This is a genomic window from Paenibacillus sp. FSL K6-1096 (assembly GCF_037977055.1).
Classification (GTDB): Bacteria; Bacillota; Bacilli; order Paenibacillales; family Paenibacillaceae; genus Paenibacillus_AQ.
Genome location: NZ_CP150274.1, coordinates 4,721,018 through 4,733,235 on the forward strand (window position 1 = coordinate 4,721,018; position 12,218 = coordinate 4,733,235).

A 12,218-nucleotide genomic window follows, 5' to 3' on the forward strand; every position below is an offset into this window, starting at 1 on the left:
CTTAAGACTTTGCTTAAAGGTTATTAAAAGTGTTCTTTATACAATGGAATTATCAAACGGCAAGGGAGTCTTAACGATGATGCATTGTATATTGGAGATTAAGGCGCTCAATAAGACCTATCAGGAAGCTTATGCGCTCCGGGATATTAACCTGCAGATTGAGTCAGGGGATATCGTAGCACTGATCGGTAAAAATGGCGCAGGCAAAACCACGCTGTTCAAATGTATTACAGAGCAGGTGTTTCCGTCGGCAGGCACGATTACGCTCTACGGACACCGGGATGACGCCGGTCTGCGGAAGGGGCGCCGGAGCATCGGGGCGATGATTGAAGAGCCGGCGTTCTTCCCGGACTTCACGGCCAGGCAGAACCTGGAGTACTTCCGCCTGCAGAGGGGGCTGGCCGGTAAGGATTCCATAGAGCAGGCGCTTAAGGAGGTCAATCTGCTTCAAGCCGCAAACAAGAAATTCAAAGCCTTCTCCCTCGGGATGAAGCAGCGGCTGGGACTTGCGCTTGCGCTGATGACCCGCCCTGAGCTGCTAATTCTGGATGAACCGACCAATGGCCTTGACCCGGAGGGGAAGGCGGAGATCCGCCAGCTCCTGCAGACCCTGAATGAAGAGAAGAGGGTCACGATCCTCATCTCAAGTCACGTATTGTCTGAGCTGCAGAGTGTGGCTACCCGTTATATTTTCATGGATCAGGGGAAGATTGTAGAGCAATTGACGGCAGAAGAGCTGCTGCAGAAGACCAGAAGAAATGTAGAGATTGTTGTGGATAACAGCGGCAAGGCCTCTACGGTTCTGGAACAGCATTTCCCGGGGATTCCGTACCGGATTCTGCCGGGACACCGGATTCTGCTCTCCGGCGGTATGGATAAGACCGATCAGCTCAACCGGGTGCTCCATGCCCAAGGCGTCAGCGTGTTCTCCATTACAGCCACCGGCGGGGATTTGGAAGAATACTACCTGGGTCTGCTGGGAGGTGAGCGTCATGCTTAATCTGATGAAAAGTGAGCAGTACCGTTTTGTCCGCACCAAGAACTATTATTATTACGGGTTGCTCTGTGTGGTGCTAATGGTTGCTGCCGCCATAACGCTCATGGTCTTTCATCAGTCTGTGCCGGATTTTCCCTATGGGAATGAGCGATTCTTCTACCGTAATGTGCTGTCTATGATGCCGGTGGTATTCGCCTTGCTGTCTATTTTTACCGGGGTCCTGATGGGGGATAACAAGCATGTGCTCAAAAATACCGTAGCCTACGGCTTCAGCAGACGCTCGATCTACACCGCCAAGCTGCTGGTTACACTGGCCGGCTTCCTGCTGTTCGCGCTCGTTCTGGTCGGGATCTCGGTCCTGCTCGGTTCGAAGCTGCTGCTGCGCAGCTATGAATATGCGCTAACTGAATACTGCCAGATGCTGCTTGGTATGCTGCCTATTATGATTGCCGGTGTAACCACCTACTTCTGTATCAACGCTGTGATGAACAAGAATGCACAGATATCTACCGTGTTCCTGCTGATCTATTTCCTGCCCCACATGATTCTGAGCGCGCTGAAAGGCAGATTTACCTGGGCGGCCTGGCTCTACAGTCATAGCCCTGCTTATTATTTGTTCAATGCCTACGATTTGGGGACCTATCCTGCCTGGGAGCCGTGGGTTACAGGAATGGTGTGTACGCTGTTCTTTTATGTATTGGGATTGTATCTGTTCAGGAAGGAAGAGTTCTAACAGATGCTGCTAAGGAGGGAAGACGTATGTATCTTGCTATAGCCATCATTGCCGTTCTAGCCGCTGTATGTATACTCGTTGTGTATCTGCTGCAGCGGCAGAGCATGATTCAAGTACGGCGGCAATTGACGGAGTGGGAGTCGTCTTCCCTGCAGCACCTCCATGTCAAGCTGCCTCTGCCCGGGAAGGAGATGGAGAAGCTCATCGTGGCCCTTAACCGGCTGCTGGATCAGCGCCAGAGAGAGCGGGTGATCCACCAGTCGAGAGAGCGCGCCGTGAAGGAAGAGATCGCCAATCTGTCCCATGATCTGCGGACTCCGCTTACGTCCATGCAGGGATATGCCCATCTGTTGAAAGATCCCCTGGCTTCCGAGGCCGAGCGGCAGCAGTATTTGGAGATTATCATACATAAGATGGCGGTCATGAACAATATTGTCGAAGCGTTCTACGAATTGTCCAGTATAGACTCGGGGGACACTCCTTTGGACAGCCAGCCGGTCTATCTCTACAGCCTGCTGAGCGAAGTGATTCTGGCGTTTCATCCGGACCTTACGCAGAAGGGCATCGAGGTGCAGCTTCATCTGGATGAGAATGTCAAGGCCATCCCCCTGGATGAGAAAGCCATGATCCGCATCTTCTCCAATGTGCTCCAGAATGTGCTCCGGTACGGCAAGAACCGCTTAACCGTCTCCCTGTATACGGAAGAGCAGCAGGTGAAGCTGAAGTTCGCCAATGATACGGAGCATATCCGCAGGGCAGATCTGCCCAGGCTGTTCGAGCGGACGTACACCAGCGATCCTTCGCGGTCAAGCGGCCAGCTCGGTCTGGGACTCGCCATTGTGAAGCAACTGGTGGAGAGGCAGGGAGGCACGATTGGAGCCGCTTTGAACGGCGGAGAGTTTGAATTGTTTATTGCATTTGGGGAAAAGTGAAGGGAGCCGCAGAATTGCGGCTCCCTTTGTGTATGCACAGCTGCTACTGATCCTGCTGTAGCGTAATGTGTAACGAGCTGATTTTGCCACCCTGCACCTTGAATTCATGCCGGAACTGCTGTGGGGCAGGGACGCGGTTCTTGTTGAACTCGCCCTCCATCTCAGCGGTCACGGCAATGCGGCCTCCGGCTTCTTCAATGTCCATAATGGTGAAGCGGACCTTGGCCGAGAATAGCTCGGATTCTCCCCAGGCCGCTATAGCCTCGGTGCCCTCTGCCGTCTTCCCGTTATTCTTCACCACAGCACCGGGTGCGAACAAATCGATGAACGCCTCCGGCTGGTATTGGTTCACGGCGTTGTAGAAGTCCTGTACCTCAATCGGCAAGGTAACATGCTGGTTCATGAGTATCTGCCTCCTGTAAGTAGATTGGCGCGCTTGTCCTGCGCCCTTACCATACCTTAAACGGATCGGACGACCGGTAAGCAGAGGCTTTTCGCGGAACCGGACCGGGAGCTAAGGATACAACATGTTCTGCCCGGCGGTCAGGCCGGTATTCTTGCGGAATTCAGAGGGAGAGCAGTTCATCGCCTTGCGGAACACTTTGATGAAGTAGCTCACGTTGTCGAAGCCGACGTCCATGGCGATGCCGGAGATTTTGCGGTCACTCTGCTGCAGAAGCGCTGCGGCCTGGCGGACCCGGTAGGAGTTGATATAGTCTACAGGCGTCTTGCGGGTCATGCTTTTGAAGAAACGGCAGAATTGTCCTTCGCTCATCGGAATCAGCCCGGCCAGGTCGCGCGTGCGGATCGGCTCCTGATAGTGGTCCTGGATATAGAGAATGGCCTTCTTCAGCCGGTCCGCCTTCGTATTATCCGCCCCCTCCGAGGGGCTGTGGTTCACCGAACGTCCGGGCAGCGCAATCTGCGAGAGCATGATCAGCAGGGTGCCTTTGATAAAAGACTCGAATCCTGGCATCTGCTGTTCATAGGCCTTCATCATATGGTTCAGATGCAGCAGCAGCTCCGCCTGCCAGGGCACGGACGCGGTAAGGTGGCGCGGGAAGCTCTGGCGTTTCTCCTGAAGCGGCAGAATGACGGTCTGCTGGATGGTATCATATTGGGCGCTGGCCAGAAGATCAGGGTGGAAGACCAGTGCGCAGAAGCGGCAAGGTGTATCCGCAAGCGCATAAGCGGCATGGATATCGCCGGACTCAATGAACACAGCCTCGCCGGGGCGGAGCGTGAAATAGTCGGTATCCACCTGGAACAGAATCTCTCCCTCCAGCAGCAGGAAGAACTCAGCCTCCTCATGCCAGTGGGTATCCAGAACATGCGCTCCGGCCGGCAGCTCGATCCAATAGGCGGCGAGGGGGAACATGGCGTCTCCGTGCTCGCGGTCTTCCTTCAGCAGGCGCTGCGAGGTGCGGTCCATAGATTAATGCCCTCCTTTCGGAATTAACGTCAGAATAGTGTTATAAATAAGCTATATTATATTAGTTATGCGCTTTTATTATCGGTATAATGCAACTATAAACACCAAATCGAAAGGTGGCAAGCACACTTATGAAATTTACAGACGGTCTCTGGCTGGTCCGGGACGGGATTACAATTAATGGTGCAGTGCAGAACTACGTGGTCGAGAAAACAGAGGAAGGCCTGACCGCCATCACGCAGACGACTCCCATCACGGGACGTTCGGCTACCCTCAACTCCACGCTGCTGACGGTGAAATTCCATTCCCCGCTTCCGGGTGTGGTGGGAGTCAAGATTATTCATAACGACGGAGTGATTGACCGGGGGCCTTCGTTTGAGCTGACCGAGGGAACGGGAGATCATGTTCAGATTGAAGAGAGCGAAGCACAGACGGTGCTGATCAGCGGCGGACTCCGTGTCGTCATCAACAAAGGCACCCACTGGTCGGTGGACTTCTACCGCGGCGATGAGCGGATTACCGGCAGCGGCTTCAAGTCGATGGCTTATATTACAGATCAGAACGGCAACACCTTCATGCGGGAGGAGCTGGATCTCGGTGTCGGCGAATTCGTCTATGGTCTGGGCGAGCGCTTTACGGCTTTTGTCAAAAATGGACAGGTTGTCGATCTGTGGAACAAAGACGGCGGCACAAGCTCCGAGCAGGCGTACAAGAACGTTCCGTTCTATGTGACGAGCAAGGGTTACGGCGTCTTCGTGAACCATCCGGAGCTGGTCTCCTATGAAATCGCTTCAGAGAAGGTGAAGAAGGCTCAGTTCAGCGTAGCGGGCGAGAGCCTGGAATACTTCGTAATCGACGGGCCAACCATTAAAGAGGTAATCACCAAATACACTTCCCTGACCGGCAAGCCTGCGCTGCCTCCCGCCTGGAGCTTCGGGCTGTGGCTGACCACTTCGTTCACGACGGACTACGATGAAGCAACGGTCAATTCCTTCGTGGAGGGGATGGCGGAGCGCGATCTGCCGCTGCATGTGTTCCACTTCGACTGCTTCTGGATGCGCGAATACCAGTGGACCGATTTCCAGTGGGATTCCCGCGTGTTCCCGGACCCGGTGGGGATGCTGAAGCGTCTGCATGACAAGGGGCTGAAGATCTGCGTCTGGATCAACTCCTATATCGGGCAGCGTTCCCCGCTGTTTGAAGAAGGCAAGAAGAACGGCTATCTGCTGAAACGGCCGAACGGCGACGTCTATCAGACCGACCTGTGGCAAGCGGGCATGGGGCTGGTCGACTTCACGAACCCTGCAGCCTGCGAATGGTATGCCGGTTATCTGCGCGATCTGGTGGATATGGGCGTAGACAGCTTCAAGACCGACTTCGGTGAGCGGATTCCAACGGATGTGGTCTATTTTGACGGCTCTGATCCGTACAAGATGCATAACTACTATACCCAGTTGTATAACAAGGTTGTATTCGAGGTGCTGGAAGAGAAGCTCGGCAAAAATGAAGCCGCCGTCTTCGCACGCTCCGCCACCGCCGGCGGCCAGCAGTTCCCGGTTCACTGGGGCGGCGACTGCTACGCCGACTATGAATCGATGGCCGAGAGTCTGCGCGGCGGCCTGTCGCTCGGCCTCTCCGGCTTCGGCTTCTGGAGCCACGACATCGGCGGGTTCGAGAACACCGCTCCGGCCCATGTGTTCAAGCGCTGGCTGGCCTTCGGCCTGCTCTCCAGCCACAGCCGGCTGCACGGCAGCACCTCGTACCGTGTGCCTTGGGCGTATGACGATGAGGCCGTGGACGTTACCCGCTTCTTCACCAAGCTCAAATGCAGCCTGATGCCATACCTGTATGATGTCGCCGGACAGGCGCATGAGCAGGGCTGGGCTTCGATGCGGGCGATGGTGATGGAATTCCCGGAAGATCCGACCTGTGAGGTGCTGGACCGCCAGTACATGCTGGGGGATTCCCTGCTGGTTGCTCCGATCTTCCAGGAGAACGGCGAAGTGAAGTACTATCTGCCGGCTGGACGCTGGACACACCTGCTGAATGGTGAGACTGTACAGGGCGGATCATGGCGCAAGGAGAAGCATGACTTCTTCAGCCTGCCACTGTTCGTGCGGCAGAATGCTTTGCTAGCTGTAGGCAGCGTGGATAACCGGCCGGATTATGATTTTGCTGATGGCGTGAAGCTCAGCCTGTACTCCCTGGAGGACGGGAAGACGGCGGCAGCCACTGTCCGCGACATCAACGGCGCGCCTGAGCTGAAGGTTGAAGCGGTACGCAGCGGCAGCACGGTAACCGTAACGGCTGAGGGCAGCGGCAAAGCCTTCACCTTCGCGGTGAAGGACCTCGGCGCTATTGCTTCGGTGGATGGCGCGGCGCAGGCCGATGAGACGACCGTGAGTGTGGGTGCGGGCGCGAAGTCGGTATCGTTCACGATTACGCTGAAGTAAGACAACCAGATTACCTTTTAACTAAGATAACTAAAGACTGAATTAACACACCCGGCTCTCTGATGACAGGCGACAATCGTCTCCTGGCTCGGGGAGCTTTTTGGGGATTGGCGTCTGAGGAGGTGCACAAGGGTGCGCCGCAATGGGCTAAATGCTGCAAGAATTGCAACATTCCCCTCAGCAGGAGCAGGGCTAGGGCGAATTGTTGTCCAAAATGCAGCATTTCAGCTTCACTGAACGAATCAGCGGCGAAATTCCTGCATTTTATGCAACATTGCACCAGAATAGCGGGTTTCGCAGGCATCAGAGTTGCAGATCATGCAACATTAGTCGGGCAGGAGTCGGGGCCAATGTTGGGTCAAAGGCGGGCCAGAGAAGCAGCACCAGAATAAAGGAGTCGATGATTATGAACAAGATTGAGAACAGTCCAAACGGAGTGCTGAGCCAGCCGGAGTTCAGCTCGGCCACGGCGCTGTCTACGGCAGCTAACTATATTATGAACGCGGCGGAGCCGTTCACCCATACGTACCGCACCTATATCCGGCTGCGGGAGAACGGCAGGCTGACGCTGAAGTTCTGGCACAGCAATGCAGTGGATTCGACCTGGGATCAGGGCGCAGAGGCCAGAGGCAGTGAGCCGGGCGGGGAGTGGAGCATCGAAGCAGCGTATATCGCCGATGGCGGAGCCGTGCCGGACGGCAGCATTGTACCGGGCTCGCAGGTGCCGGTTACCTTCGGCGGCGAACGGTCGCGGAAGGTAGAGCCGGGCGGGCAGTTCTGGAGCGACGAGGCTACTGTGGAGCTGCCGGAGGGGCACTTGCTGGCCTTCACCTGGACCTTGAAGACGGCTGGTCCAGGCAAGTCATTCCCCTACAATGTGGAGGGAATGCTGGTCTCCGGCTACGATGCGCCGGGTACGCTGGCCGCTCAGGAGTCGGCAGCGGGGTTCAGCGAATCGGACAAGCTGCAGGTGCTGCCAAGCTTCCTGGGCTACAAGAAAATGGTGGAGAAGAAACTGGTACTCCTGGGCGATTCCATCACGCAAGGTGTGCGGACCGCCAAGGACCAATACACGCACTGGGCAGCAAGAATTGCGGAGGGGCTTGGCACGCAGTACGGGGTGTGGAACATCGGCTCCGGCTGGGGCCGGGCCTACGATGTCGCCACGGACGGCCCCTGGCTGCATAAGGCGCAGCAGGGTGATGAGGTGCTGATCGTGCTTGGAGTGAATGATCTGGATATCGGCCAGCGTTCAGCAGACGAGTTGCTGGTGGACCTGGAACACATTATCTCCAGGATCAAGGAAGCACGGCCGGAGGCAGCGGTTATTCTCAGCACGGTGCCGCCATTTAATTTTGCGGACGAGCGGGAGACTCATTGGCGTAAAGTGAATGAATGTATCCGCACAAGCCCGCCGGCCGGTGTGGACCGCGTGTTCGACATGGCAGCGGTACTCTCGGTTCCGGCACCCGCAGATCACCGGATCAAGCCGGAATATATGAGCGACGAGTTCGATCCGCATCCGAACGGCGCGGCCGGTAAGGCAGTGGCGGAAGCTTTTCTGGCGTGGTACGGAGGATGTCCATCGGGGTCTTGATAGAGCTGCATATTCGCTTTTACCCAATTGGGTAATTGCATGAATGAAAGACGAGATTGCATAATTGAACGATTGCATGATTCCACGTTTGCACGATAGCGGGAGTGTGGGGAGGCAGGAGTGCCGGGGAGTGTGAGAGCTGGTGCAAAGTAACTGGGATACAGGGTGAGAGAAGAGTTGGATTTTGTCCACTTGCTGATGAGAAATTGCACTTTTCCGGGGCAGTAGTTGGAAAAGCAGCACTTAAATTTGCCCGATTTCACCTGGGGCGGCATATCTGGCGTTAATAGATGCTGTTAATCCAATTGCTTCAGTCTATCCGGCGGGAATCGCGGAAATAAGCTGCAATTATCCAATTGTTGGCCAAGGAAAGGTAGTGAACGTTCTACCGTCAGTTGGGATTGTTCCGCCATGCCCGGAGGATGGCGGCCGTAGCATCCGGTCAGCAATGTCCCCGGCACCGAGCGGAGCTTAATGCTCCGCCTGATCCCGGTAATCCTTCGGCGAATGGCCGGTCAGCTTCTTGAAGACCTTGCTGAAGTATTTGACATCGTGGAAGCCGACCATCTCTGCGATCTGGGCCAGCTTGAGGTGGGGATTCTGCATCAGCAGCTTGGCCTTCTCGATGCGGACCGTGACGATATAATCGGAGAAGTTAATGCCGTGCTCCTGCTTGAAGCGGCGGGAGATATACTCACGGCTGACCTGGAACTTACCCGCGATCTCCTGGAGTGAGAGGTCAGACGGGTAATTCTGCTCGATATATCGAATGATCTCCGTCATGGGATTCCGCTCCTTCAGCGCTCTTGCCGAGAGCAGCTGCGACAGCTGCTGCATGAAGGTATACGACCAGTCGCGCCAGGCGAACAGGGAGAAGGAATAGCCGCCGGGCTGCGGCGACGGGTTCTCCCGGTCGAGCTGCTCCAGCTCGGCCAGCGCGCTGTCCGCTCCGCTGCCCAGCGCCGCCCGGACGAGCCGCCCCCGCAGCAGCAGCGCATCCGCCTTCCAGGCGTTCAGCATCTGCGGGGTAACGACACCCCGGCGGCTAAGCTCCTGGGTCCAGTGCTGCGCCGCCGCGCTCAAGGCCTCCGGCGTCCCGCTCATGACGGCCAGCCGCCAGTCCTCCTGGACATCGGCGAAGCTGAGCGTTGCCGCGCGCTCCCCGCCCGGCATTCCGCCCGCTGGCCCCGCGCCATTAAATCCGCCCAGCCCTTTGCCCGGCATGGCACCTGCCGTCCCGTCCGGCCCTGCGCCGGCCACTCCGCCCGGCACCCAGTCCACTGCCGCGTCCGCACCTGCTCCAGCCGCTGGTTCATCCGCCGCATAATGGCAGTAGTCCTCATGCCGCAGCAGATTCCGCCGGAGCAGCGCTTCGGCGGCTTCCGCGCGCGCTGCGGACAGCTCTCCCGGGAAGGCGCACACCCTGCTGATCCCGAAGTGCATACGGAACTGCAGGGTCAGGTAGAGCCCCTGGTTGATCCGGCCGATCAGCCCGGTTACGGATTCACCGGCCGCCCACAGCAGGATGGCAATCTCCGGCGGCCCGCCCCAATAGCGGAAGGCGATGCCCCGGCCCTCCGGCTGCAGGAATTCGTTGCAGATGTTCACAATGGCATAATAGAGCAGCTCGCTGTCCCCGCCGAACCGGCGGAGCAGCGGGTTATTGCCGCTGTCGGTCTGCACAAGAATCAGGCGTGCCGCCCTAATCTGCGGCGGCAGAACGCCGTCAGCGCTAAGGCGGCGCAGCGAGGCCTCGGCATTCACCCTGTCATCAATCAGGGCCGACAGCAGCTTCTCCCCGAGAATCGGCTTGATCTCATTCAGCTTCAGGCTCTGGTGCTGCCGGTGGCGGCGCTCCTCTTCTTCGGTGCGCCAGGCCAGCACCGCCTTGGAGACTGCGTTATTAATCATATCGGCCTCAATCGGCTTCAGAATGTAGTCAATGCCGCCGTGGCGGACGGTCTGGCGGACGAAGTCGAAGTCATTGTGTCCGCTGACGACAATGAACTTGGTGGTGCCGGCGAACTCATCGACCCAGGTCATCAGCTCCACGCCGTTCCCGGATTCCATCATCATATCCATAATGACCAGGGCCGGCTTCTCCGTGCGGATCAGCCCGATCGCTTCATTGCCGCTCCCGGCCTCCAGAATCTCCTGAATGCCGTGCTGCTCCCAGTCCACCAGCAGCCTTACCGCCTTCCGGACTCTTGGTTCATCATCTACAATAAGCGCCTTCATCTGGATTCACCCTCCACTACGATATCGATTTGCAGCCGGATGATGACCCCGCCCGCCTGCAGGTTGTCCACGGTCATTGCTGCACTATCCCCGCATACCAGCCGCAGCCGGGCCAGCACATTGCCGAGGCCCAGGCCTGCGCCCGGTGCATCGCGCCTGCTGAGATGCTCTTCGCCCGGCGGACTCAGCCGGTTCGTGTCCTCCACAGCCTGCGGCTGGAGCAGCTCCCGACGCAGCGCCTCCAGCCGGCCCGCCGGAATCGGCAGGCCGTTGTTGCGGATGCACAGCTCCATCCGTCCTTGGGCCAGTCTGGTCCCTGTAATCTCCAGCATTCCGTCAGTACGCTCCAGACTGAACCCGTGCTTGAAATAATTCTCGACAATCGGCTGGAGAATCATTTTGGGCATCAGCGCCTGAAGCAGCGGCTCCTCTATATCGTAGCGGAAGCTGAACTTGTTCTCAAACCGCTCCTTTTGCAGCTCGATATACGCTTTGACATGGTCCAGCTCATTCTGGACGGTCACGATCTTCTCGTCATTGTACATGCTGTAGCGCATCATTTTGGCCAGGGCCGAGAGCAGGGCATAGATCTGCGGCACCTTCAGCTCCAGGGCGAGCGTGCCGATAATCTGCAGCGTATTGTTCAGGAAATGCGGGTTGATCTGGGACTGGAGCGCCCTCAGCTCATTGGTCCGGCTGGCCAGCTCCAGTCTGTATTCCCGCAGGATCAGGTTGTTGATCGTGTCCATCATGCTGCGGAAATGCCCCGTGACGACCCCGATCTCGTCCTTCCCCGCCGGGCGGATGTCCACATCCAGATTACCGGCCTTGACCTGGTTCATGTAACGGGTCAGCTGCTTGATAGGCGCGGTGATCCGGAAGGAGACCAGAATGATTAAGGCCGTGATAATCAGCAGCAGCAGCGCCAGCAGCAGCAGGTTGATCGCCGCCGCCTCCTTGGCTTCGCGGAACAGAGAGGAGACCGGAATCTGCTTGACCAGTGTCCAGTCCTGGCCGAGGCTGTCAATGTGCTGATAGATGAACACCGAGCTGTCCTGCTCAAAATACCCTTGGGGCTGTGTACTGCCCGCAATCTGACTGCTGTACCACGCGGCATTCAGCGGCTTGCCGAGCAGCGCGGAATCATGGCTGTAGACCAGTCTGCCGCCATTGTCCACCAGATACAGCCTCTCCTGCTCCTGGTCGTACAGCTGGCCTACGATATCCTTAAGCGCTGCCAGCTTCACATCAATCGACAGGTAGCCGAGGGGCTGCGTCGTAGGAATGCGCTCAATCCGGCGGTGGATCGTGAATACCGGCTCCGGGACGAACTGCGTCAGCGGCAGACGGAGCCCGTACGCATTGCTCAGATGGGTGCTCTGAATGCTAACCGCAGCGCTTCCGGCCAGATGGGAGGCGTGATAAGGGGCATCCGCAAGCCAGCGCTTGGGCGTGGTATTATCGGTAATCAGCGTCGCCTTGGCATCCTTCACGCCGTACAGGTACACCTGGGAGATGTTCGGCAGCGAGGTGGAAATATAATTGAGCGAGTTGTAGATGGCGATATCCGAGGACAGATCGTCATATCCGGCCTCCAGCAGGCGGTAGAAATCACCGTCCGAATAGACGCTCAGTGACAGGCGGTTGATCTCCTGCAGCAGGCTGTCAATGTTTTTGTAGCCCTGATAGAGCAGGTTTTTGTTCTCGTCAACCGCCCGGGTTCGCAGCGAGCTGGTCGTGTGGGAATAACTGATATACATCGTTGCCATAATGCAGATGATGGTCGGCACAAGCAGAAAGACGATCAGCTTCGTGCGGATACTGCTCCAGTTCATG

9 protein-coding genes are annotated in these 12,218 nt (G+C 57.2%); 5 read left to right on the plus strand and 4 right to left on the minus strand.

Going from position 1 to position 12,218, the window contains the following annotated elements:
- Nucleotides 1–76: 76 nt before the first annotated feature.
- The 3 genes from MHI24_RS20890 to MHI24_RS20900 are packed head-to-tail and all read left to right on the plus strand — an operon-like array spanning nucleotide 77 to nucleotide 2,662.
- Nucleotides 77–1,000 carry an ABC transporter ATP-binding protein gene (locus tag MHI24_RS20890; RefSeq protein ID WP_340021442.1) on the plus strand — a complete coding sequence of 308 codons (924 nt, stop codon included), beginning with the start codon at nucleotides 77–79 and terminating at the stop codon, nucleotides 998–1,000.
- Nucleotides 993–1,730, plus strand: coding sequence for an ABC transporter permease (locus MHI24_RS20895; RefSeq protein ID WP_340021443.1), 738 nt, complete (start codon nucleotides 993–995; stop codon nucleotides 1,728–1,730). Before MHI24_RS20890 ends, MHI24_RS20895 begins: the two co-directional genes overlap by 8 nt.
- Before the next feature lie 26 nt (nucleotides 1,731–1,756).
- Nucleotides 1,757–2,662 (plus strand): HAMP domain-containing sensor histidine kinase, encoded by a 906-nt coding sequence (locus MHI24_RS20900; protein WP_340021444.1) that lies wholly within the window; start codon nucleotides 1,757–1,759, stop codon nucleotides 2,660–2,662.
- A gap of 43 nt (nucleotides 2,663–2,705) precedes the next feature.
- Here the strand turns inward: MHI24_RS20900 and MHI24_RS20905 are convergent, their stop codons facing one another.
- Both MHI24_RS20905 and MHI24_RS20910 read right to left on the minus strand, forming a co-directional pair.
- On the minus strand, nucleotides 2,706–3,065 hold the full coding sequence (locus MHI24_RS20905; protein ID WP_340021445.1) for a nuclear transport factor 2 family protein: 360 nt from the start codon (nucleotides 3,063–3,065) through the stop codon (nucleotides 2,706–2,708).
- Nucleotides 3,066–3,176: 111 nt separating this feature from the next.
- The gene (locus tag MHI24_RS20910) at nucleotides 3,177–4,094 is read right to left on the minus strand and encodes an AraC family transcriptional regulator (RefSeq protein WP_340021446.1); all 918 of its coding nucleotides are present in this window, start codon (nucleotides 4,092–4,094) and stop codon (nucleotides 3,177–3,179) included.
- 131 nt (nucleotides 4,095–4,225) lie between these two features.
- On the opposite strand from MHI24_RS20910, the gene yicI reads away from it, so the two are divergent.
- Nucleotides 4,226–6,547, plus strand: a complete 2,322-nt coding sequence (yicI, locus tag MHI24_RS20915; RefSeq protein WP_340021447.1) for an alpha-xylosidase — start codon at nucleotides 4,226–4,228, stop codon at nucleotides 6,545–6,547.
- A 406-nt stretch (nucleotides 6,548–6,953) separates the two neighbouring features.
- Nucleotides 6,954–8,144, plus strand: a complete 1,191-nt coding sequence (locus MHI24_RS20920; RefSeq protein ID WP_340021448.1) for a GDSL-type esterase/lipase family protein — start codon at nucleotides 6,954–6,956, stop codon at nucleotides 8,142–8,144.
- 471 nt (nucleotides 8,145–8,615) lie between these two features.
- On the opposite strand, the gene MHI24_RS20925 is transcribed toward MHI24_RS20920, so the two are convergent.
- Nucleotides 8,616–10,382, minus strand: coding sequence for a helix-turn-helix domain-containing protein (locus MHI24_RS20925; protein WP_340021449.1), 1,767 nt, complete (start codon nucleotides 10,380–10,382; stop codon nucleotides 8,616–8,618).
- Nucleotides 10,379–12,217, minus strand: coding sequence for a histidine kinase (locus tag MHI24_RS20930; RefSeq protein WP_340021450.1), 1,839 nt, complete (start codon nucleotides 12,215–12,217; stop codon nucleotides 10,379–10,381). Before MHI24_RS20930 ends, MHI24_RS20925 begins: the two co-directional genes overlap by 4 nt.
- Between the last annotated feature and the right edge of the window lies 1 nt (nucleotide 12,218).

Excerpts from the sequence above, each read along its gene's own strand:
- MHI24_RS20890 (WP_340021442.1), top strand. The coding sequence starts at position 77 with ATGATGCATTGTATATTGGAGATTAAGGCGCTCAATAAGACCTATCAG.
- MHI24_RS20895 (WP_340021443.1), top strand. The coding sequence starts at position 993 with ATGCTTAATCTGATGAAAAGTGAGCAGTACCGTTTTGTCCGCACCAAG.
- MHI24_RS20900 (WP_340021444.1), top strand. The coding sequence starts at position 1,757 with ATGTATCTTGCTATAGCCATCATTGCCGTTCTAGCCGCTGTATGTATA.
- MHI24_RS20905 (WP_340021445.1), bottom strand. The coding sequence starts at position 3,065 with ATGAACCAGCATGTTACCTTGCCGATTGAGGTACAGGACTTCTACAAC.
- MHI24_RS20910 (WP_340021446.1), bottom strand. The coding sequence starts at position 4,094 with ATGGACCGCACCTCGCAGCGCCTGCTGAAGGAAGACCGCGAGCACGGA.
- yicI (WP_340021447.1), top strand. The coding sequence starts at position 4,226 with ATGAAATTTACAGACGGTCTCTGGCTGGTCCGGGACGGGATTACAATT.
- MHI24_RS20920 (WP_340021448.1), top strand. The coding sequence starts at position 6,954 with ATGAACAAGATTGAGAACAGTCCAAACGGAGTGCTGAGCCAGCCGGAG.
- MHI24_RS20925 (WP_340021449.1), bottom strand. The coding sequence starts at position 10,382 with ATGAAGGCGCTTATTGTAGATGATGAACCAAGAGTCCGGAAGGCGGTA.
- MHI24_RS20930 (WP_340021450.1), bottom strand. The coding sequence starts at position 12,217 with ATGAACTGGAGCAGTATCCGCACGAAGCTGATCGTCTTTCTGCTTGTG.